We start from the raw sequence: 21653 nt of genomic DNA, 5'->3' as shown, positions 1-21653 counted from the left end.
CACACCCGTCCGTGCCCCGGGGCCGCCGGGCCTCAGATCCGGTCCACGAGATCGGCGATGGAGTCCACGACCTTGGAGGGCCGGAACGGGTACTGGTCGATGTCGGCCCGGGAGGTGAGCCCGGTGAGCACCAGGAAGGTCTCCATGCCCGCCTCCAGGCCCGCGAGGACGTCCGTGTCCATGCGGTCGCCGATCATCGCGCTCGTCTCCGAGTGCGCCCCGATGGCGTTCAGACCGGTCCGCATCATCAGGGGGTTCGGCTTCCCCGCGAAGTACGGCTTCTTGCCGGTCGCCTTGGTGATCAGTGCGGCCACGGCGCCGGTGGCGGGCAGCGGGCCCTCCGTGGAGGGGCCGGTCTCGTCCGGGTTGGTGCAGATGAAGCGCGCGCCGTCGTTGATGAGCCGCACCGCCTTGGTCATGGCCTCGAAGGAGTAGGTGCGGGTCTCGCCGAGGACCACGTAGTCCGGGTCGTGGTCGGTCAGGACGTAGCCGATGTCGTGCAGGGCGGTCGTCAGGCCCGCCTCGCCGATCACGTACGCCGTGCCGCCGGGCCGCTGGTCGTCGAGGAACTTCGCCGTGGCGAGGGCCGAGGTCCAGATGTTCTCGACGGGCACCTCCAGGCCCATGCGGGTCAGCCGGGCCTGGAGGTCGCGGGCGGTGTAGATGGAGTTGTTGGTGAGCACGAGGAACGGCTTGCCGGACTCGCGGAGCTTCTTGATGAAGGAGTCGGCGCCGGGGATCGGCACGCCCTCGTGGATGAGCACCCCGTCCATGTCGGTGAGCCACGATTCGATGGGCTTGCGCTCTGCCATGGGGTGCACTCCTGCGGGTCTGCGTGAAACCAAGGTGGCGGGTGGGGCGTCGGAACCACGCTGTGCCGACGCCCCCAGCCTAGTCACGAGGGCTTGATCCCGACCCCGTCGATCACCCAGTACCAGTTGTTGCCGCTGGTGTAGCGGAAGCGGACCTGCGCCGTCCGGGCCCCGGCCGGGACCTGGAGCCGGACGGTCTCGACGGTGGACGGGGTGTCGGCGGCGTACGTCTTCACGACGACGGGAGCGCCGCCGTCGTAGGAGACGAGCACCTGGCCCTGCTGCGGGGCCTCGTGGCGGTAGTACGTCGTGTACGTGAGGGTCGCCGGGGCGCCGCCGGTGACCTCGTACGCGGGGCTGATCAGGGTGGAGTCGAAGGTGCCGGTGACGGGCTTGTCGGACCACTCGTCGCCGTCGGCGACGGCGAACACGTTGCGGGCCCTGACGTTGAGTTCGCGCTGCTGGTCGCGTTCGGTCCGCGTCCAGAACTCGTCCGTGGTGAAGGCCCAGCCGCGCCATTCGGTGACGCCCCCGCCGCCCATCCTGGTGTTGTCGACGCTCCAGCCGTCGGGCGGGGTGTGGGTGAAGCCGAGGACGCCGGAGCCGATGCCGGTCTCGTCCACGGACGGCTTCAGCCGGTCCCGCAGCGTGTCGAAGGCGTCGGGGCGCGGCTGCTGCACCGGGCGGCCGTCGAGGCCCCAGGCGGGGTCGACCGGGACGCCGAGGTGGGCGAGGGCGCTGACGGCGACGTCGGGCATGCGCACGTCGTGCCGTACGGAACCGGCGGTGAGCCCGTCCCCGACGGCGATGAGGAAGGTCTGCCGCTCGGCGCTGCTGGAGCCGCCGTGGCCGCCCGCGTCGGTGTGGCCGTGGTCGGCGGTGACCAGGATCAGCCAGTCCTCGTCCCCGTGGCCCGGGCGGGCGGCCACGGCGTCGAGGATGCGGCCGACCTGGGCGTCGGCGCCCTGGATGGCGTCGAGGTAGGCGCGGCTCGCCGCGCCGCTGCTGTGCCCGGCGTGGTCGATGTTGTCGAGCTGGACGAAGACGGCGTCGGGGTCCTTGTCCTTGAGGGCGGCGACGGCGCGCTTCGTGGTGCCCTCGTCGTACTCGGCGGACGGCGTCGAGACGCGCGTGTCGACCTTCGGCGAGAAGACCGTTTCGGTGAGGGGCGCCCAGGAGGACACGGCGTAGGTGCGCAGGGCGGGCTTCGCGGTCTCGGCGCGCGTCATGAAGTCGGGGTAGCGGGCGAGGTCGTGGTCGGCGAAGTCGTTGCCCACGACCTTGTGCTTGTCGGGCCAGACGCCGGTGAGCAGCGTGGCCCAGCCGGGTCCCGACATGGTGGGGGCGAGCGGGTTGGCGTAGATGCTGCTCGGGGCGGTGAGGCCGCGCGCCATCAGGGACTTCAGGCGGGGGGCGTCGGCGTCCTTGATGCGGCTGAGGAGCGTGCCGTCGAGGCCGATGACCAGGACCTTGGGCGTGCGGGCGGCGGCCGCGCGGGCGAGGCCCGACAGGGGCCCCGCGGCGGTGGCGAGGGCGGCGGCGGAGACGAGGAGCGAGCGGCGGCGGATGCCGTGGGACACGATTCCTCCAGGGGGAGCGGGCAGGGCAGGACACGCCAACGCCCCTGGTGGCACAGGGGCGTTGGGGGAAGGAGAGAGGGGTGGTGGGGTCAGCTGCCGGTGGCGGACTTCCAGTCCTCGACGTACGACGTGAGGTTCTCGGAGATGTCTGCCCAGTCCGGCTCGAAGACCTCCACGCCGTCCAGGAGTTTCTCCAGGGCGATGGCGTTGGCGTCGGTGGCCTTGACGTCCTTGCGGGCCGCGAAGCCGCCGCCGATCTCGCTGACCTGCCGCTGGGCGGTGCGGCTGAGGAGGTAGTCGAGGAACTTCTTGGCGTTGGCGCTGTGCGGGGCCTTGGTGACGAGGCCCGCGGCGTACGGGAGCGCGAAGGTGGTGGGCTTCGCGCCCCGCTTGGCGGGGAACCAGATGCCGAGGTTGGGCATGTCCTTGGACTGGGCGTAGTTCATCTGGACGTCGCCGTTGGCGACGAGCAGCTCGCCCTTGTCGACCTTGGGCGCGAGCTTGCCGGTGGAGGCGGACGGGCCGACGTTGTTGGACTGGAGCTTGCCCAGGTACTTCATGGCGGGCTCCTTGCCGCCGAAGTCGTGCATGGCCTTGATGAGGACGGCGGTGCCGTCGCCCGCGACGCCCGGCGTGGAGTACTGGATCTTGTTCTTGTACGCGCCGTCGGTCAGCTCGTCCCAGGTCCTGGGCGTCTTGGAGCCCTTCAGCTCCTTCTTGTTGTAGATGAAGCCGAAGTAGTTGTTCACGACGGTGGTCCACTTGCCGTCGGACGCCTTGTTCGCGCCGTCGACCTGCTCGGCGCCCTCGGGGGAGTACGCCTGCAACAGGCCCTTGTCGTCGGCCTGCTGGATGAACGGGGGCAGGGTGACGAGGACGTCGGCCTGGGTGTTGGACTTCTCGCGGACGGCGCGCTGCACCATCTCGCCGGAGCCGCCCTCGACGTACTTGACCTCGATGCCGGTCTTGTTCTCGAAGTCCTTGAAGACCTGGTCGTACCAGCCGTCGCCGTTCTCGCCCTTGAGGCCGTCGGCGCTGTAGACGGTGACGACCTTGGCGTCGGACGCGGCGGAGTCGCCGCCGCAGGCGGTCAGGGTGGTGGCCAGCAGGGCACAGCCGCCGAGGGCGGCGAGCGCGCGGACGGGGGTGACGGTACGCATGACGTGTCGTGCTCCTTGGAGAGGGGTGCTCGGGTGAGGGGTCGGGCGGGTCAGCGGTAGGAGGCGCGGGTGCGGATGCGGGACACCGCGAAGAGGACGAGCAGGGTGGCGCCCATGAGGACCACGGCGAGGGCCGCCCCGGTGAAGGCGGCGCCCCGGTCGGTGGCCGCGTAGATCCGTACGGGCAGGGGCGTCCAGTCCGGCGGGTAGAGCATCATCGTGGCGCTGAGCTCGCCCATGGACAGGGCGAAGCACAGGCCCGCGGCGGCTGTCAGGGACGGCAGGAGCAGCGGCAGCTTGACCCGCCACAGGACGTATGCGGGCCGGGCGCCCAGGGACGCCGCGGCCTGCTCGTACATCGGGTCGAGACGCACGAGGGCGGCCGCGACCGACTGGTAGGCGAACGCCGTGACGAGGATCGCGTGCGCGAGGACGACGATCGTGGACGTGCCGTTGAGGATCACCGGCGGCTTGCTGAAGGCGACGAGCACGGCGAGCCCGACGACGACGGACGGCACGGCGACGGGCAGCATGAACAGCGCGTCGACGACCCGCTTGCCGGGCTTGCGCAGCCGGGCCGCGGCGAGGGCCGCCCAGGTGCCCGCGGCGAGCGCGGCGACGCTCGCGCCGAGCGCGGTGAGCAGGCTGGTGGTGAGGGCCTCCAGGGACTCGCCCCGGGTCGCCGCCGCGTAGTGCTCGGTGGTGAACGCGGACGGGAACGCCCCCGACCAGTGGCCCGCGAACGAGGCCATGACGATGACGGCCAGCGGCAGCGCGAACACCGGCAGGAACAGCACGGCGAACACCGCCCACAGCGTCCACTTGCCCTTGCGGCTATGCACCAGCACGACGGCTCACCACCCGGTACAGGCCGTAGAGGCCCACGGAGATCGCGATGTTGACGACGGCGACGACGCAGGCCGCCGGGTAGTCGGACTCGAGCATCGCCTTGCCGTAGACGAGCGTCGGCAGGGTCGTGACGCCCTTGGCCCCGGTGAACAGGACGATCCCGAACTCGTTCAGGCACATCACCAGGACGAGGCTGCCGCCCGCCGCGAGCGCGGGCAGCGCCTCCGGCAGGATCACCTTCCGCACGATCCGCGCGGGCCGCGCGCCGAGGCTGGAGGCCACCTCCAGCTGCGCGGTGTCGAGCTGCGAGAAGGCGGCGAGCAGCGGCCGCATCACGAACGGCGTGAAGTACGTGATCTCGGCGAGCAGCACGCCCCACGGCGTGGTCAGGAACTGGAAGGGCCCGTCGCCGCCGCTCCCGGTCGCGTCCGTCCACAGCCCGTTGGCCATGCCCTTGGTGCCGTAGATGAAGAGGAGCGCGAGGGTGATGAGGAAGGACGGGAAGGACAGGAAGACGTCGATGAACTTGGCGACGGCCTTCCCGCCGGGGAACGGCACGAAGGCGATGACGAGCGCGAGCACGAACCCGAGCACCAGACACCCGACGGTCGCCCCCACGGCCAGCCACACAGTGGTCCCGAGCGCGTCCCGGAAGGACGCCGAGGCGAACACGTCGGCATACGGCTGGAGCGAGGTCCCCCCGCTGTCCGGCCGCACGGACTGCTGCACGACGAGCCCGAGCGGATAGAGAAAGACGGCCCCGAGCAGAGCGATGGGGGGCAACACCCAGACAAACGACGGGATATGGCGCTGTTTGCCCTGTGGGCAATCGTTCCGCAGGGCGAGTGGGGCATCCCCTGCTCGAGCGGAGCCGAGAGCTTGGGGAGGGGTGGGCACAGCCGAAGGTGCCGCCCCGCTGTCAACGAGGCCCGAGCCAAGGTCACCCATCGCCGTTCACCCCTGCGGCAAGCAGCACCGCGTCCTCGGGCGCGAAGTGCAGCGTGACCCGCTCCCCCAGCCCGGGCGGCACCCGCAGCTCGCGCACGTCGGCCTTCACCGCGTGCCCGTCCACGTCGACGTACAGCCGGTGCGTGGACCCCCGCCACTGCACCTCCGTGACGCTGCCGGTCAGCGCGTTGGGCCCGGGCCCGAGCCCCATCAGGTGCGGCCGTACGCACAGCGTGGCCGTGGCCCCGGCCGCGACCCCGTCCGTGGCGACCTTCACCTCGGCCGCGCCGAGGGACACCGCGCCCTCGCCCACCGACACCGGCAGGAGGTTCGCGTTGCCCACGAAGGAGGCCGTGAACTCCGTGCGCGGGCGCCGGTACAGCTCCTGCGGCGTGCCCACGTCCCGCAGCCGGGCCCGGTCCATGACGGCGATCCGGTCGGCGAGGGTGAGCGCCTCGACCTGGTCGTGGGTGACGTACAGGATGGAGACGTCCGGCAGTTCCCGGTGCAGCCGGGCGAGTTCGGCGAGCATGCCGGAGCGCAGCTGCGCGTCGAGCGCGGACAGCGGCTCGTCGAGGAGGAGCACCCCGGGCCGGATGGCGAGGGCCCGGGCGATGGCGACGCGCTGCTGCTGGCCGCCGGACAGCTCGCGCGGGAACCGCCGGGCGTACGCGGCCATCCCGACCATCTCCAGGGCGTCGGCGACGCGCGCCGGGATCTCCGCCTTGGGGGCCTTCTGCGCCCGGAGGCCGAACGCCACGTTCTCCTCGACCCGCAGGTGCGGGAAGAGCGCGTACTGCTGGACGACCATGCCGATGCCGCGCCGGTGCGGCGGCAGGCCCGTCACGTCGCGGTCGCCGATGAACACCCGCCCGGCGGCCGGTGTCACGAACCCGGCGACGGCCCGGAGGGCGGTGGTCTTGCCGGACCCGGAGGGCCCGAGCAGCGCCATGACCTCGCCGGGCTCGACGGTCAGGTCGAGCGAGTCGAGGACGACGTTGCCGCCGTACGCGACCGACACCGAGTCGAACCGTATGCCGCTGCTCATGACCCGAAGTCCCGTATCAGGGCGGGCAGTTCCACGACCGAGGGCAGCACGTGCGTGGCCCCGGCGTCCCGCAGCGCGGGCTCGTCGTGGGCGCCGGTCAGGACGCCCGCGACGATCCCGGCTCCGGCGCGGGTGCCGCTGCGCATGTCGTACGCGGTGTCCCCGGCGACGGCCACCTCGCGCACCGAGTCGGCGGCGCCGGTGCGCAGGAACGCGGCGAGCACCATGTCCGGGTAGGGGCGCCCGCGCCCGCCCGCGTCGGCGGGGCACAGGGTCAGCTCCACCAGGTCCCGCCAGCCGAGGGCGTCGAGGATCGCGTCCTGGGTGACACGGGCGAAGCCCGTGGTGAGGACCACGGTGAGACCGTCGGCCCTGAGTTCCTCGACGGCTTCGCGGGCCCCGGCGACGGGGGCGATGAGACCACCGTCGACCAGCTCCCCGTACGCCTTCTCGAAGGCCGTGTTGGCCCGCTGGGCCAGGTCCTCGGCGCCGAACAGGTGCCGGAAGACCGAGATCTTGGACTCGCCCATGGTGGCGCGGACGTAGTCGAGCTTCGCCGCGTGGTCGGCGGAGCCCGGCTCGACGCCCAGCTCCCCCGCGGCCGCCGCGAAGGCCCGCTCGACCAGGCCGCCGTCGGCGACGGTGGTCCCGGCCATGTCGAGTACGGCCAGCTTGATGCGCGTGGTGTCGTGCGTGGTCAATTCCCTCACCATCCCAGTTCGTCGGCGGTCTGCTCGGCGATCGCGGGCGAGCAGGTCATGCCGCGCCCGCCGGGCCCGGTGACCAGCCACACCCCGTCGCCCACGCGCTCGCGGTGCACGACCCTGCTGGTGTCGACGCACTGCGCGTACACCCCCGCCCAGCGCCGCCGGACCTTGGGCAGGGGGCGCCCGAGGAAGCCCTCGACGACCTCGGCGAGGTGGTCGTAGGGGTCCTCGACGGTGTCGAAGGCGAAGGGGTGCTCGTACTCGTGGGTGTCGCCGATGGTCAGGCCGCCGTCGGCGCGCTGCACCATGAGGAGCTGCATCTTGTGCGCGGCGGCCGTCGGGGGCTGCTCCTGCCCGGCGTTGAGGGCGTCGAGCTCCGGGGAGCGGTACGCCGGGTAGTAGCGGAAGCTGTCGGCGTCGGCGACGGACGTGGTGAGCGGCTCGCCCAGCGGGTCGGTCTGCATCATCTGGAGCCGTACGCGGCGCACCGGCAGGTCCGGCGCCAGCTCGCGCACGAGGCCGCCGAGCCAGGCGCCGGTGCACAGCACGACGGCGTCGCCGGTGTGCACGTCGCCGTGGTCGTCGCGCACCGCGCCGGGGCCGACGACGTCGCGGACCTCGCGGCCGGGCAGGAAGGTGTAGCGCGGGGACTTCCGCAGCTCCTCGCGCAGGCGCAGCTGCGCGGTGCGCGGCTCGACGGCGGCGTCCCGTTCGCACCACAGGGCGGCGGCGAAGTCGCCGCGCAGCGCGGGGTTGAGCGCGCGGGCCTCGTCGGGGGCGAACAGCTTGTAGCCGCGGGCGGCGGCGTCGGGGCGGGCGAGCGCGGCCTCGGCGACGGCGCGCTCCCGCTCGGTGCGCACCAGGGTCAGCGAGCCGTTGGCGCGGAAGCCGAGGCCCGGGACGCGGGCGCCGATCCCCTCCCACAGCTCGCGGGCGCGCAGGGCCGTCTCCAGCTCCTCGCCGCCCGCGCGGCCGCTCACCCATATCTGCCCGAAGTTGCGCAGGGACGCCCCTCGGGCCTCGCTCTCGCGCTCGATCTGTACGACCTCGTGGCCGCGCTCCACTGCGTGCCAGGCGTGCATGGTTCCGACCACGCCTGCTCCTACGACGATGACTCTCACGACGGCAACGTTCCTTTCGGCGGGTGGCCCGGCGAGGGCCGGGCGGCAACCAAAGGGTGAACTGCCGAGCAAGTTTGGACTAGACCCGTTATCTTTCCGTAATTAAGCGGGCCCAACTACGACCCGGAAAGGGATAGTTGGACCCGATTGCGTCCCGGACTCAGCCGAGGTGCGTCGTGAACGAGAAGCGGTCCCCCCGGTACAGGGTCCGCACCCGCTCCAGCGGACCGCCCTCCGTGTCCCGCGAGAGCCGGTGCAGGAGCAGCATCGGCAGCGCGGGCGGCGTCCCGATGAGCAGCGCCTCGCGCGGCGTCGCGAGCACCGTCTCGATGCGCTCGTCGGCGTCCCCGAACGCGATGCCGAGCTGGTCGCGCAGATACGCGTAGAAGGACGAGTCGGGGTCGAAGTCCGCGTCGAGCCGCGGCACCCGCGCCACCGCGACGTACGTGCTCTCCAGGCCGACCCGCTCGTCGTCGGCGAGCAGGACGCGCTCCATGTGCCAGACCGGTTCGTCCACCGCGGCCCCGATGTCGGCGGCGAGGGCGGCCGGGCAGGGGAAGCGGTCGAGGGAGATGAGGGTGCGGCCCGGGGTGCGGCCCTGGCGGCGCACGCCCTCGGTGTAGCTGGCGAGGGACAGCGGCTGCTCCAGCTTGGGCCCCGCGACGACCGTGCCGCGCCCCTGCCTGCGCAGCCTGCCTTCGAGCAGCAGCTCGCGCAGCGCCTGCCGCACGGTCTCGCGCGCCACCTCGTACCGCTCCGCGAGGTCCCGCTCCGTGGGCAGCGCCCGCCCCACGCCCAACTCCTCGATCAGCTCCGCGATCCGCGCCTTGACCGCGTAGTACTTGGGGATACGGCCGTGCTCGGGGATGCCCGAGCGAACCGGCCCGCCGGGCACCTGGCCGCGCAGGTGGGCGGGCGGGGCGGCGATGGGGTTGTCCTGGTGGTCCACGGGGGGATCGTCGCACGAGCGGCCGTGCGGCCAGGCTGAACAGCCGGGGCCGGCCCCGGGGCCCGTGCTGGGGCCGGCCCTGGCCCCGTGCTGGGACTGGCGCCTGGCCCCGCTCCGGGGCTGGCCCCTGGTCCCGGGGGCTCCGCCGGGGTTGCCGCCGTGGGGCGTTGGCCGTCTGCGGGTTCGTTGTGGCTGGTCGCGCCGTTCCCCGCGCCCCTTCAGGGCGCTGGCCCGAACGCCCCCGCGCGCCGGGCGAGGCACCCCACAGGCTCCGCCAGGGCTGCCACGATGGGCCGGTAGCCGCCTGCAGGTTCGTCGGGGCCGGGCGCGCCGTTCCCCGCGCCCCTTCAGGGCGCTGCCCCGAAAGCCCCCGCGCGCCGGGCGAGGCACCCCACAGGCTCCGCCAGGGCTGCCACGATGGGCCGGTAGCCGCCTGCAGGTTCGTCGGGGCCGGGCGCGCCGTTCCCCGCGCCCCTTCAGGGCGCTGCCCCGAAAGCCCCCGCGCGCCGGGCGAGACACCCCACAGGCTCCGCCAGGGCTGCCACGATGGGCCGGTAGCCGCCTGCAGGTTCGTCGGGGCCGGGCGCGCCGTTCCCCGCGCCCCTTCAGGGCGCTGCCCCGAAAGCCCCCGCGCGCCGGGCGGGGCATCCCCCTCAGCCGTTCACCGTCTGCGGGAGCGTCGCGGCTGAGCGCGCCGTTCCCCGCGCCCCTTTGGGGCGCTGGCCCGAACGCCCCTGCCCGCAGTCAGCGGTCTTTGGGTGGGTGGCGGCGGGAGGCTGCCATCAAGGTCGTGCCGGTGAGGAGGAGGGCGGCGGCAGTGGCGCTGAGGCCGAGGAGGGCGCTGGGGCCGGTCCTCGCGAGTTCGGCGGGTGACGGCCGGGCGCCGCCGTCGCCCACCACGCGGAACGGATAGTCGTCGGACTCCCCCACCCAGTCGCCGTCCCCGCCCCGCCGCTGCACGACGGCGGCGCTCGCCACGACGCGGTCCGCCCCGGCGTCGGAGGTGAACGCGAGCCGCACCGGCACGCTCACCGGCTCTCCGGGCCGAACGGTGAACCCGCCGGTCCCGTCGTCGAGGACCCCGACGTTCTCCCCCCGCCCCGCCCCCTCGAACGCGACCGCCCGCCAGCGGCCCCCGGCACGGAACTCCAGCTGCGCCTGCCCCGGCCGCAGCCTCCCCTTGCGGTCCACGAGTACGACGACGGGGTGGATGTGCTCGCAGCTGCCCCCCGTGGTGTTCACGAGCCTGAGGGACCAGCGCCCGTAGCCGCCGCCCGCGTGGTAGACGTCCGGGCCCTTCCCCATGCGGGCGCGGACGGGGAAGTCGGCGGAGGCCGGAGCGGAGCAGGCGGCCCGGTGTGCGGGGCGCGGGGCGGCGGCCTCGGCCGCGGCGGGCACCAGGGCGGCGGCCACGGCGGTGACGCCTGCGGCCAGGCGGCAGCGGAGTCGCATGCGGGACCTTTGCTGAGCGCGGGCGGGCGGGGCGCGTCGAACTCGCGCCGGGACGTGCCCCGTTGCCCCGCCGGGAGGCAACAGGCCGTGGCCGACCCTGTCACGGCCGCGCGCCCCCGCCCCGCCGTCGCCACTCCTTGCGGCCGACCGCCCCCGGAATTCCCCTCGAACAGCCGATCCCCCCGCGCCTCAGCCGGTCCGGCGTGCGGGCAGGGCCACGTCCGCCCGGCCGAACAGCGGGGCGAGCACCAGCTGCGCCGCCCCCTCCGCCACGCCGCGCTCGCCGCCCGGCGCGCTCGCGACGCCCACGCGCGCGCGGGCGCCCTCACGCCGGGAACGCGCGGTCACGGCCTCGCCGACGCCCCGTACGAACACGTCCTCGGCCCCCGCCACGGTCCGCCCGCCGAGCAGCACGAGGTCGATGTCGAGGAGCGAGACCAGATTGCCCGCGCCGACACCGAGCAGGCGGGCCGCCCCGGCGAGGTCGCCCCGCGCCACGGCCGCGAGGCACAGCGCCTCCAGGCACCCCCGGTCACCGCACTCGCACACGGGCCCGTCGAGCAGCACCACCTGGTGCCCGAACTCCCCCGCCCCGGTGCGCGCGCCCCGGTACAGACCGCCCCCGAGCACGAGGCCCGCGCCGAGACCCGTCCCCAGGTGCAGATACGCGAACGACTCCGCGCCCCCGGCCAGCGCGATCCCCAGCGCGGCGGCGTTCGTGTCCTTGTCCACCACCACGGCGAGGCCGAGCCGCTCCGCGAGCACCTCCCGCAGGGGATACCCGTCCCACCCGGGGAACCCGGTGACCCGGTGCAGCACGCCGCGGACGTGGTCGAGGGGGCCGGGCAGCGCCACACCTACCCCGAGCACGACGGACGGTGAGTCCACTCGTGTCCCCGCTGCGCCCTGCACCGCGCCACCGCCCTCGGCCGAAGCCCCGTCGACCAGCCCCCGCACCTCCCGAGCGACCAGATCCACCACGGCCGAGACCCCCGCCGAGAAGTCAACCCCCACCCGCCGCTCGGCCACCACGGTCCCGGCCAGATCCACCAGGACGGCGACCAGCGCGTCCCGCTCCAGATGCACGCCCACCGCGCCCCCCGCCTCCGGCACGAGCCGCAGCGCCGTCGCCGGTTTCCCGCCGGTGGAGGCCCGCCGCCCCGCGTCGGCGACGAGGCCCTCCCCCCGGAGGCGCGCGACGATCTTGCTGACGGCCTGCGGCGTGAGCCCCGCCCGCGCCGCGAGCTCAAGGCGGCTGACGCCCTCGCCCCCGGCGCCCCGCAGCAGTTCGAGCACGACCGCCGCGTTGTGCCCGCGCAGCGCTCGCAGATTCGCTCCCGTCGGCCCGGTCGTACCGGAGTCAGCCCTGTTCACCCCTCCATTGTCGCCGCCGCTTGCACTTTGGCAACAGCGTTGCCAAAGTGGAGGTCATGACTGAAGGCAAGAACGACCTCCGCGTCGGCCTCATCGGCTACGGCCTCGCGGGCTCCGTCTTCCACGCCCCGCTGATCGCCGCCACCGACGGCCTCGCGCTCGACACGGTCGTCACGTCGAACCCCGAGCGGCAGGCCGAGGCGACCACGGCGTACGGCAGCCGGACGGCCGCGTCCGCGGACGAGCTCCTGGACCGCGCCGACGAGCTCGACCTCGTCGTGATCGCGTCGCCGAACAAGACGCACGTACCGCTCGCGACCGCGGCGCTCAAGGCGGGCCTGCCGGTCGTCGTGGACAAGCCGCTCGCGGGCACCGCCGCCGACGCCCGGGACCTCGCGGCCCTCGCCGACGAGCGCGGCCTGCTCCTGTCCGTCTTCCAGAACCGCCGCTGGGACAACGACTTCCGTACGCTGCGCAAGCTGCTCGCGGCCGGCGAGCTGGGCGACGTCTGGCGCTTCGAGTCCCGCTTCGAGCGCTGGCGCCCGCAGCCCAAGGGCGGCTGGCGCGAGTCCGGCGACCCCGAGGAGATCGGCGGGCTCCTGTACGACCTGGGGAGCCACGTCGTCGACCAGGCCCTGGTGCTCTTCGGCCCGGCGGAGCGCGTGTACGCGGAGGCGGACGTCCGCCGCCCGGGCGCGCGGGCCGACGACGACACCTTCATCGCCCTCACGCACACCGGCGGCGTCCGCTCGCACCTGTACGTGAGCGCGACCGCGGCCCAGCTCGGCCCGCGCTTCCGCGTCCTCGGCTCGGCCGCGGGCTATGTGAAGTACGGCCTCGACCCCCAGGAGGCCGCCCTGCGCGAGGGCAGGCGCCCCGGCGACGACGCGGCCGAGGGGCCGTGGGGCGCGGAGCCCGAGTGCATGTGGGGCCGGGTCGGCTCCGGCGAGTCCCCGCTGACCGGCGGCGGCCGCCCCGAACCCACGCTGCCGGGCGACTACCCCGCGTACTACGCCGCCGTGGCCGCGGCTCTGCGCGGCGAGGGCGACAACCCGGTCACCGCGCACGAGGCCGCCGCGGCCCTCGACGTCCTGGAGGCCGCGCGCCGCTCGGCCCACGAGGGCGTGGCGGTGACGCTGTGACGGCGCTGCCGACCGGCCCGCAGGCCCCCTCCGTCGAGGAGATCGAGGAGCAGGAGCGCCGGCTGACGCTGCCCCGCTTCACCCACGAGGACGCCTGGGCGCTCGGCTGCCTCCTGGTGGAGCTCGCACGCGAGCGCGAGGCGCCCGTGGCGATCGACATCCGGCGCGGCGGCCAGCAGCTCTTCCACGCGGCGCTGCCCGGATCCTCGCCGGACAACGACGCCTGGATCGACCGCAAGCGCCGCGTCGTCGAGCGGTACGGCTGCTCGTCGTACCTGGTGGGCAGCCGGTTCCGGGCCAAGGGCACGACGTTCGAGGACTCCTCGCGCCTCGACCCCGACCGGTACGCGGCCCATGGTGGCGCGTTCCCGATCGGGGTCGAGGGCGTGGGCGTCGTCGGCGTGGTGACCGTCTCAGGTCTCCCCCAGGTCGCGGATCACGCCCTGGTGGTGGAGGCCCTGGAGCGGTTCACCGCGTCCTGACGCCCGGGTGGGGGTCCGTCACTCGAACTCCCCGGCGCGGCGGCGGCGTACCGTCACCACGACCGTGACACCCGCCGCGAGCAGCGCGGCGGCGATCCCGCCCACCAGGGCAAGCTCCCCGGACGAGGCACCGGTGTGCGCCATCTCGTCGGGGCTCTTGGTCGGCTGCGGGGTCGGGTGCGTGGGCGAGTCCGACGGGGACGGGGACGGGCCGTCACTGTCCGACGGCGACGGAGACGGCGAAGGCCCGTCACTGTCCGACGGGGACGGGGAGGGCCCGTCGCTGTCGGACGGCGAGGGCGAGGGACCGTCACTGTCGGACGGCGACGGCGACGGGCCGTCGCTGTCCGACGGAGACGGCGAAGGCCCGTCACTGTCCGACGGCGAAGGCGAGGGACCGTCACTGTCCGACGGCGACGGAGACGGCGACGGGCCGTCGCTGTCCGACGGGGACGGGGACGGCGACGGGCCGTCGCTGTCGGACGGCGACGGAGACGGCGAGGGGCCGTCACTGTCCGACGGCGACGGAGACGGCGACGGACCATCGCTGTCCGACGGGGACGGCGACGGTGAGGGGCTCTCGCTGTCCGACGGCGAGGGCGACGGGGACGGACTCTCACTGTCCGACGGCGAAGGCGACGGCGACGGCGTGGTGCACGTCGGCAGGTCGCCGTTGAACGGATAGGCGTGGAACTCCTGCCCGCCGCCCGCCCCCGAGGTGTGGGTCATCGAGCCCGCCGTGAAGAAGCGCCCGTTCATGCCCGGCAGCGTCACCGTCGTCATGCTGCCCGGCGACCCGACGAGCACGCTCCCCTGGAACTGGCCGCTGCCCCCGAACTGCACGTTGGACGCGTCCGGGAAGTTCCAGAGCAGCCGCTCGCGCAGGCCGCCGGGCAGCGTGCCCATGTAGGTGCGGATGGTGCGCACGTCACCGGTGAGGTTGACGAGGACCGTGGCGTCGGCGGGAATGTTCGCGAACACGATGCCCTGGTCGCCACCGGTGCGGCTGACCAGGTCGAAGTCCACGTTGAAGACCTGGATCGCGGACGTGCCGTCACCGGTGAAGGTCGTCTCGCTGCCGTTGTTGACGGCCGTGCCGGTGGCCGTGCGGGGCGAGCCCTGGTCGTAGGCGTAGCACTGGCTCGCCTGCGTGAGCTGGGCGGGCAGCGTCGCGTACTTGTCGGCCGCCCCGGCCTCCTGCACCGCGGGCGGGGCGACCGTGCCGCTGGCCGTGCCCTCGTACACGACGCGTCCGGAGACGCTGCCCTCCTCGGCGAGCAGCCGCTGGCCCGCGGCGACGGTCAGGTCGCCGCCCGTGGTGAGGAAGTCCGAGCCGTTGGGCGGCGGCACGCGCGAGCCGACGCCGGCGACGCCCACGTTGTAGATCTGCGAGGCCCCGGCCCGCTTGTTCATGTCGAAGTCGCCGAGCACGACGACCTTGCCCTCGGCCTCCGCCGCCGCCTCGCGGACGAGCATGTCCTCACCGACGAAGACGTTGACGTTCTCGTCGCGGCCCGCCACGGGTCCGTTGTTGACCTCGGGGTACGTGCCCGGGCAGGCATCGCCCAGGCAGGGGCCGAGGCCGCCGGGCAGGGGGTCGGCGACGCCCTGCCCCGCCAGGCCGCCGACGACCGTGGCCGCCGCGACCGCGACAGCCACCGCTAGATATGCTGAGCTTTTTCTTCGCATACCTGGAAATATGCGTATTACGGACATCAAGGGCGGGAGACACGCTCAGCACGGCCCCCATTAGGCCGACCAGCGGCGGCCCGTGCGGGGGCGCCGAGGGCCGTGTGGGGGTGTCGAGGGCCGGGCGGGGGTGTCGAGGGCCGGGCGGGGACCGTCCCGGCGTCAGGCGTCCTTGAACTCCTGCCGCTGCCGCCCGAGCCCGTCGATCTCCAGTTCCACCACGTCGCCCGCCCGCAGATAGGGCTTGGGCTCGGGGCGGCCGAGGGCGACCCCGGCGGGCGTCCCGGTGTTGATCACGTCGCCCGGGTACAGCGTCATGAACCGGCTGACGTAGCGGACCACCTCCGCCACCGGGAAGATCTGCCGGGCCGTCGTGCCGTCCTGCATCAGCTCGCCGTTGACCCACAGCCGCAGGGACAGGGCCTGCGGGTCCGGCACCTCGTCCGCGGTCACGAGCCACGGCCCGAGCGGGTTGAAGGTCTCGCAGTTCTTGCCCTTGTCCCAGGTCCCGCCGCGCTCGATCTGGAACTCGCGCTCGGACACGTCGTGCGCCACCGCGTAGCCCGCGACGTGTGCGAGCGCCTCCTCGCGGGAGTCCAGGTAGCGCGCGGTCCGCCCGATGACGATCGCCAGCTCGACCTCCCAGTCCGTCTTCACCGAGCCGCGCGGCACGAGCACCGTGTCGTCCGGCCCGACCACCGTGTCCGCCGCCTTCAGGAAGACGACGGGCTCGGCGGGCGGCTCGGCGCCCGCCTCGACGGCGTGGTCGTGGTAGTTGAGCCCGATGCAGACGACCTTGCCGATCCGCGCGAGCGGCGGCCCGACGCGCAGCCCGGCCGCGTCGAGCGCGGGCAGGCCGCCCGCGTCGGCGGCGGCGCGCACGCGGGCGAGCGCGGCGTCGTCGGCGAGCAGCGCGCCGTCGATGTCGGTGACGACGCCGGACAGATCGCGCAGGGTGCCCCCGGCGTCGAGCAGCGCCGGACGCTCGGCGCCCGCCGTACCGACTCGCAGCAGCTTCATCTCTGTCTCCCCTTGGTCGAGCCTGACCCGGAGTGGAGCCTCCCCTGTTCGAGCGAAGCCGAGAACTTGGGGATGGAGGTGCGGCACCACCGGAGGTTCGGTCGATCCTCCAAGCTCACCGTCCGGCCCGCAAGACCCCGTTCACGTACTGGACCGTCCACGGGCTCCGGGGGTCACATCGCCGGGGCCGCGGCCCCGGCGGCGCCCTGCGGCATGTCGCGGTACAGGACCGCGCGCTCCACGGCGGCCCACGTCGAGCTGGTGACGACGTACAGCGCGGCGGCCAGCGGCACGACGGCGACCGTCACCAGCGTGAAGAAGGACAGGAACGGCATGAACTTCGACATCGCCGCCATGGCCTCCGCGCCGGGCGCCTGCCCGCCGCTGGAAGCACCGCCCGGCAGCGGCGATCCGGCCAGCTGCCGCTTCGTGCGCCGGAAGTTGAAGGTCGCGACGGCCGCGACGAGCGCGAACAGGGCGAGGTAGACGAGCCCGGCCGCCCCGAACACGCCGCCGTCACCGAGGGCGTCGGCCCAGCGCCCGCCGAGCGGGGCCGCGAGCAGTTCGTGGCCGAGCAGCTCGTTGGCCTCGCCGCCGATCTTCGAGTTGGAGAACAGGTGGTAGAGCAGGAAGAACGCGGGCAGCTGGAAGAGGCCGGGCAGACAGCCCGCGAGCGGGGAGACCTGCTCCTTGCGGTGCAGTTCGAGGACCGCCTTCTGGAGCTTCTCCGGGTTCTTGCCGTGCTTCTTGCGGAGCTCGGCGATCTGCGGGTTGAGCTTGGCGCGCGCCTTCTGGCCGCGGGCCGCGGCCCGGGACAGCGGGTGGATCAGGAGGCGTACGCAGGCGGTGACCAGGACGATGGCCGCGGCCATGGCGGAGCCGTGGAAGAGCGGTTCGAGCAGGTCGGCGAGGCGCGCGACCAGGTCGGCGATGAAAGACATGGGTGAGCCCTCCGGGGGTCTCGTCGTGCCGGGGTGAGGTGCGTGTGCGTGTGCGTGTCGGCAGGACGATCCGCGCGGGATCCGGGAGTTCCGGGAGAGTCCGGGAGTTCCGGGAGAGTCCAGGAGCTCCGGAAGGCACCGGGAGTTCCGGAAGGTTCCGGGAGTTCCCGGGAGGTGGAGCCGGGGTCCCCTACGCGGCCGTCAGGAGGGGACGGCCGGGCGCTCGCGGGCGCGTGCGGCCCCGGGCGTCGGGGTCGCGCTGGGGCAGGAAGGCGGTGCGCCGCTCGCGGTCGCGGATGGCGGTGCGCACGCGGGTGCGCGGCACGGCGGGCGCGGAGCGCGCGGCGAGCAGGGAGCACAGGGCGAGCGCGGAGCCCGCGGCGGCGGTCGCGGCGACCGCGACGGCGCCCACGAGGCTGCCGGTGTCGGCGAGGACGGTCTCGACGAGCAGGACGAACAGCAGGACGGCGGGCCGCAGGACTCCGCCCCAGCGCCTGACCAGTTCCTTGACCAAGGCCGCCCTCCTCCCCGAACCCCTGTGCGTACGCATGTGTCTGCTGCTGTTTATACAGGATCCGTGACGACGGGCTGAAGCAGACGCCGGGGGGCGAGCAGCGCCCGGCTGACCGGATCGCTTGGTTCCGGATCGAGTCCGGGGCCGGGCAGCATCTCCACGTCGTCGACCGGCACGAGCAGCCCACAGGCCGGGCACTCCCCCGACGGCCCCAGTTCCGTACCGCACGGCGCGTGCCGGAAGTAGCGCAGCGGCTCGGCGCCGGCGAGGGTCTCGCGGCCCCACGCGCTCAGCGCGCGCAGCGTCGGCCAGAGGGCGCGGCCCCGCTCGGTCACCACGTACTCGTGCCGCCGGGGCGCCCCCGGGCACGGCCGCTTCTCCAGGACGCCCGCGTCGGTGAGCGTCTGGAGCCGGGCGGCGAGGACCGCGCGCGGGATGCCGAGGTGGACGAGGAAGTCGTTGTAGCGGCGGACGCCGTAGAGCGCGTCGCGCACGACGAGCAGCGTCCAGCGCTCGCCGACGACCTCCAGGGCGCGGGCGATGGAGCACTCCTGCGCCGCGTAGTCCTTGCCGAGAGCCATGGCCCCCACTGTAGTCCTTTTGCCGACCCGAGGTTCATTCATTGAACTGATCCCTGCTACGGTCGTCACGCACCACAGGTTCAATGAATGAACCTGCATGACCCGTCGACGCGTGCGCCCCACCACGCACCTCCCGAAGGGCACTCACCCATGCCACGCACAGCCACCGCGGCGCCCACCGCGCCCGCGGCCGCCGCCCCCGTCCGCACGGCGTCCCCCGCCCGGACCCTCGCCCTGACCAGCGCCGCGACCTTCATGGCCCTGATGACGTACACGGCCCCGATGGTCACGCTCTCCGACACCGCCGCGGCCCTCGGCACCTCCCTGTCCGCGCAGGCCTGGCTCCTGAACGGCACCCCGCTCGGGCTCGCGGCCCTGCTCCTCGTCGCGGGCAGCCTCGCCGACGACTACGGCAGGCGCCGGATCTTCCTGTACGGCACGCACGCGCTCGGCGTCACCACGGCGCTGGGCGCCCTCGCCACCTCGACCTGGATGTTCACCCTGGCCCGCGTGGTCCAGGGCGCGGCGAGCGCCGCCGTCCTCGCGGCCAGCCTCGGCCTGATCGCGCAGGCCTACCCGGCGGGGCCCGGCCGGATCCGGGCGACCGGCGTCTGGGGCGCGTTCGTCAGCGGCGGCATAGCCCTCTCGCCGGTCGTCTCGGGCGCCCTCGCCACGCTCGCCGACTGGCGCCTGCCGTACGCCGTCATGGCCGTGGCCACCCTCGCCGTCGGCGCCCTCGGCCCGCGCGCCCTGACCGAGTCCCGGGCACCACGCGCGGGCCGCCCCGACCTCGCGGGCGCCCTGACCTTCGGCCTGGCCCTCGTCGCCCTGCTCGCCGCGCTCACCCTGGGCCGCGACGGCTGGCTGCGGCTGCCCGTCGGCGCCCTGCTGCTCACCGCCGCCGCGCTGCTCACCGCGTTCACGTACGTGGAACGCCGTGCGGCGACACCGATGCTGGACCTCGGCCTGCTGCGCCGCCCGCTGTTCCTCGCCTCGTCGGCGGGCGGGCTCTTCACCGGCCTGTCGGTGATCGCCCTGTTCAGCTATCTGCCGACGGTCCTCCAGCACACCATGGGCCTGTCCGCGACGGGCACCGGCTGGCTGTTCATGCTCTGGGCCGGGACCGGCTTCCTGGTCGCCCTCCAGGCCCGGCGGCTCGCGGGCCGCGTCCCCGCGCGGGCCCAGCTCGCCGCCGGGTTCCTGCTGCACGCCGTCGCCGCCGTGACCATGCTGGGCGCGGCCGCCGCGGGCTCCTGGCCGCGCCTGCTGCCCGGCCTGCTGCTCTCCGGGGCGGGCAGCGGCCTGCTGAACGCCGCCCTGCCGCTGCTCGCCGTCGAGTCGGTGCCGCCCGGGCGCGCCGCGATGGGCTCGGGCGCGGGCAACACCGCCCGCTACCTCGGCTCAGCGGCGGGCGTCGCCCTGATGATCGCCGTGGCCACGGCCTCGGGCTCGTCGCCCGCCGCGCTCGCGCACGGCGCCGACGTGGCCCTCCTGGTGTCGGCGGGCCTCGGCGTCCTGGCCGCGCTCACCGTCCTGACGCTGCGGGAGCGGCGGCGCTGACCTCGTCGTGGTCGTCGTCGAGCGGGTCCCGCGCGAGCACCTCGCCGTCCGGCCGCGGGTCCCGGTCCGCCGGACCGGCGTACGACACCACGAGCGCGACCAGGAGGTTGGCGCCGAGCGCGACGATCCCCGCGTTCACGCCGGCCACCGGGTCGCGGTCGGTGAAGACGAGAGCGCACACGACCGCGACGCCCACGACGAGCCCGCTCACCGCCCCCGCGAGCGTGAGCCGCCGCCACACCAGGCCGAGCAGCAGCATCGGCACGAGCTGCGCCATCCCCTCGTACGAGATGAGCGAGAGGCGCACGAGGGTGTTGGGCGTCGCGTACGTCAGGACGAGCGCGAGCGCGCCCGCGGCCACGACGACGCCCTGCGAGGCGAGCTTCTGCCGCGCGGGCGACCGCCACCGGGGCAGCAGGGACACCACGCTGCTGCCCCACATCGTCCCGATGACCAGCATGAACACCGCCATCGGCACGATCGAGGAGAGCGCGGCGGCGACCCCGATGACGCCGACGGCCCACGCGGGCAGCGAGTCCACCACCAGCTTGAACAGGGCCAGGTTCGACCCGGCGCCGGTCAGCCCCGGCACCACGAACAGGGCCGCGAGGCCGAGCAGCATCGGCACGAACAGCAGGACGTTGTACGCGGGCAGCCAGATGGCGTTGCGGCGCAGCGCGTCGGCGCTGCGGGCGCCGAGGTACCCGGCGACGGTGGTCGGGAAGATCACGACGGTGAGCGCGTTGAGGAACGACGTGGTGGCGAACCAGGCCTCGCCGTACGGGGAACCGCCGTGCCCCGGCAGCGTCAGCCAGTCGCGCTTCTCGCTCACCACCCGGTCGAGGAAGTCCCCGTACCCGTCGAAGTAGTGCAGCGGCACGTACACGGCGAGGAAGGCGAGCGTGCCGATGACGAGCACGTCCTTGAGCACGGACACCCACGCGCTGCCGCGCAGACCGCTCACCACCACGAACCCGGTGGTGACGGCGAATCCGATGAAGTAGGCCCAGTTCAGACTGATCGCGCCGTACGAGATCGTCGAGACGACCACGCCCATCCCCGTGATCTGCAACTGGATGTACGGCAGCAGGAACACGGTCGCGAGCACGGCGACCCCGGCGCCGAGCCAGGGCCTGCCGAAGCGGTGCGCCACCATGTCGCTGACGCCGACGAGCCCGTGCCGCCGCGCGTAGTCCCACAGCAGCGGCCCGACGACGTACCCGACCGCGTAGCCGCAGGACATGTAGGCGACGACGTAGAGCACGGGCGCCCCGTAGTTGTACCCCCAGCCCGCGGCGCCGAGATAGCTGAAGCTCGTGTATCCCTCGCCCGCCATCAGGACCCAGATGAACACGGGCCCGAGCGAACGCCCGCCCACCGACCACTCGGCGAGCCCGCCCTGCCCGCCGCGGCCCTTCACCGCGAGGAGGCCGAGCGCGACCGTGCCGACCATGAAGACGCCGAAGACGGAGGTGGCGACGGCGGTGTTCACGGGCGCCGTCCCTTCCGGCCGCTCTTCCGGTCCGCCCGGTAGGTGAGCCACACCGCGACCGGCGTCAGGAGCGTGGCCCCGAGCAGCCACACGAACAGGAAGGGCAGCCCGAGCACCACCGGGTCGACCCGGTCGGCGAAGGGCAGCGCCCCCAGATACAGCACGAAGGGCACGAGCAGCCAGAGCAGCTGCGGCCGGCGCGGGGCGCGCGGCTGACGGCGAATGATCACGG

The 21653-nt window shown here is 73.9% G+C and carries 21 protein-coding genes; 3 read left to right on the top strand and 18 right to left on the bottom strand.

Features of this window, described 5'->3' with window-relative positions:
* Nucleotides 1-32: 32 nt before the first annotated feature.
* From AC5WAM_RS25570 to AC5WAM_RS25520, 11 genes are all read right to left on the bottom strand, one after another.
* Nucleotides 33-812, bottom strand: coding sequence for an HAD-IIA family hydrolase (locus tag AC5WAM_RS25570; protein ID WP_138959908.1), 780 nt, complete (start codon nucleotides 810-812; stop codon nucleotides 33-35).
* An 83-nt stretch (nucleotides 813-895) separates the two neighbouring features.
* A complete protein-coding gene (locus AC5WAM_RS25565) occupies nucleotides 896-2392 on the bottom strand; it encodes an alkaline phosphatase family protein (protein ID WP_495518919.1) in 1497 nt (498 codons plus the stop codon).
* Between the two features lie 89 nt (nucleotides 2393-2481).
* Nucleotides 2482-3552, bottom strand: coding sequence for a 2-aminoethylphosphonate ABC transporter substrate-binding protein (locus tag AC5WAM_RS25560; RefSeq protein ID WP_495518918.1), 1071 nt, complete (start codon nucleotides 3550-3552; stop codon nucleotides 2482-2484).
* 50 nt (nucleotides 3553-3602) lie between these two features.
* Entirely contained in the window at nucleotides 3603-4400 is a 798-nt protein-coding gene (locus AC5WAM_RS25555) for an ABC transporter permease (RefSeq protein WP_495518917.1), read from the bottom strand.
* The gene (locus AC5WAM_RS25550) at nucleotides 4387-5349 is read right to left on the bottom strand and encodes a 2-aminoethylphosphonate ABC transporter permease subunit (protein WP_495518916.1); all 963 of its coding nucleotides are present in this window, start codon (nucleotides 5347-5349) and stop codon (nucleotides 4387-4389) included. The genes AC5WAM_RS25555 and AC5WAM_RS25550 overlap by 14 nt, the downstream gene beginning before the upstream one ends.
* Nucleotides 5342-6397, bottom strand: a complete 1056-nt coding sequence (locus AC5WAM_RS25545; RefSeq protein ID WP_495518915.1) for an ABC transporter ATP-binding protein — start codon at nucleotides 6395-6397, stop codon at nucleotides 5342-5344. Before AC5WAM_RS25545 ends, AC5WAM_RS25550 begins: the two co-directional genes overlap by 8 nt.
* Nucleotides 6394-7110, bottom strand: a complete 717-nt coding sequence (locus AC5WAM_RS25540) for a phosphonatase-like hydrolase (protein WP_366794696.1) — start codon at nucleotides 7108-7110, stop codon at nucleotides 6394-6396. Before AC5WAM_RS25540 ends, AC5WAM_RS25545 begins: the two co-directional genes overlap by 4 nt.
* On the bottom strand, nucleotides 7104-8225 hold the full coding sequence (locus tag AC5WAM_RS25535; RefSeq protein ID WP_495518914.1) for a TIGR03364 family FAD-dependent oxidoreductase: 1122 nt from the start codon (nucleotides 8223-8225) through the stop codon (nucleotides 7104-7106). Before AC5WAM_RS25535 ends, AC5WAM_RS25540 begins: the two co-directional genes overlap by 7 nt.
* A 160-nt stretch (nucleotides 8226-8385) precedes the next feature.
* Complete coding sequence (locus tag AC5WAM_RS25530) at nucleotides 8386-9174, bottom strand: GntR family transcriptional regulator (protein ID WP_366794698.1); 789 nt, start codon at nucleotides 9172-9174, stop codon at nucleotides 8386-8388.
* Between the two features lie 744 nt (nucleotides 9175-9918).
* A complete protein-coding gene (locus tag AC5WAM_RS25525) occupies nucleotides 9919-10626 on the bottom strand; it encodes a hypothetical protein (RefSeq protein WP_495518913.1) in 708 nt (235 codons plus the stop codon).
* A gap of 189 nt (nucleotides 10627-10815) precedes the next feature.
* Entirely contained in the window at nucleotides 10816-12000 is a 1185-nt protein-coding gene (locus AC5WAM_RS25520; protein WP_495518912.1) for an ROK family transcriptional regulator, read from the bottom strand.
* A gap of 56 nt (nucleotides 12001-12056) precedes the next feature.
* Between AC5WAM_RS25520 and AC5WAM_RS25515 the strand changes: the two genes are divergently transcribed.
* Nucleotides 12057-13142 carry a Gfo/Idh/MocA family oxidoreductase gene (locus tag AC5WAM_RS25515; protein WP_495518911.1) on the top strand — a complete coding sequence of 362 codons (1086 nt, stop codon included), beginning with the start codon at nucleotides 12057-12059 and terminating at the stop codon, nucleotides 13140-13142.
* Between the two features lie 5 nt (nucleotides 13143-13147).
* Entirely contained in the window at nucleotides 13148-13624 is a 477-nt protein-coding gene (locus tag AC5WAM_RS25510; RefSeq protein ID WP_366794732.1) for a heme-degrading domain-containing protein, read from the top strand.
* A gap of 18 nt (nucleotides 13625-13642) precedes the next feature.
* Here AC5WAM_RS25510 and AC5WAM_RS25505 read toward each other — a convergent pair whose 3' ends face one another.
* The 5 genes from AC5WAM_RS25505 to AC5WAM_RS25485 all read right to left on the bottom strand — a co-directional run bounded on the left by AC5WAM_RS25505 (nucleotide 13643) and on the right by AC5WAM_RS25485 (nucleotide 18369).
* On the bottom strand, nucleotides 13643-15283 hold the full coding sequence (locus AC5WAM_RS25505; protein WP_495518910.1) for a choice-of-anchor A family protein: 1641 nt from the start codon (nucleotides 15281-15283) through the stop codon (nucleotides 13643-13645).
* A 192-nt stretch (nucleotides 15284-15475) separates the two neighbouring features.
* Entirely contained in the window at nucleotides 15476-16333 is an 858-nt protein-coding gene (locus AC5WAM_RS25500; protein ID WP_366794704.1) for a fumarylacetoacetate hydrolase family protein, read from the bottom strand.
* Nucleotides 16334-16506: 173 nt separating this feature from the next.
* Nucleotides 16507-17274: a YidC/Oxa1 family membrane protein insertase gene (locus tag AC5WAM_RS25495; protein ID WP_495518909.1), complete on the bottom strand. Its 768-nt coding sequence runs from the start codon at nucleotides 17272-17274 to the stop codon at nucleotides 16507-16509.
* A gap of 190 nt (nucleotides 17275-17464) precedes the next feature.
* Nucleotides 17465-17788: a DUF6412 domain-containing protein gene (locus tag AC5WAM_RS25490; RefSeq protein ID WP_495518908.1), complete on the bottom strand. Its 324-nt coding sequence runs from the start codon at nucleotides 17786-17788 to the stop codon at nucleotides 17465-17467.
* Between the two features lie 50 nt (nucleotides 17789-17838).
* Nucleotides 17839-18369, bottom strand: a complete 531-nt coding sequence (locus AC5WAM_RS25485) for a winged helix-turn-helix transcriptional regulator (RefSeq protein WP_495518907.1) — start codon at nucleotides 18367-18369, stop codon at nucleotides 17839-17841.
* 150 nt (nucleotides 18370-18519) lie between these two features.
* Here AC5WAM_RS25485 and AC5WAM_RS25480 point away from each other — a divergent pair, with 150 nt between their 5' ends.
* A complete protein-coding gene (locus AC5WAM_RS25480; RefSeq protein ID WP_495518906.1) occupies nucleotides 18520-19929 on the top strand; it encodes an MFS transporter in 1410 nt (469 codons plus the stop codon).
* Here the strand turns inward: AC5WAM_RS25480 and AC5WAM_RS25475 are convergent.
* Together AC5WAM_RS25475 and AC5WAM_RS25470 are read right to left on the bottom strand one after the other, a co-directional pair.
* A complete protein-coding gene (locus AC5WAM_RS25475; RefSeq protein ID WP_366794709.1) occupies nucleotides 19895-21421 on the bottom strand; it encodes a sodium:solute symporter family protein in 1527 nt (508 codons plus the stop codon). The two genes, AC5WAM_RS25480 and AC5WAM_RS25475, sit on opposite strands and share 35 nt — an antisense overlap.
* Complete coding sequence (locus tag AC5WAM_RS25470) at nucleotides 21418-21651, bottom strand: DUF3311 domain-containing protein (protein ID WP_366794710.1); 234 nt, start codon at nucleotides 21649-21651, stop codon at nucleotides 21418-21420. Before AC5WAM_RS25470 ends, AC5WAM_RS25475 begins: the two co-directional genes overlap by 4 nt.
* Between the last annotated feature and the right edge of the window lie 2 nt (nucleotides 21652-21653).

It is taken from the genome of Streptomyces sp. JLYT201 (genome assembly GCF_059448825.1).
Note: the sequence above shows the minus strand (reverse complement) of the source record. Positions and strands in the feature narration are given on the sequence as shown.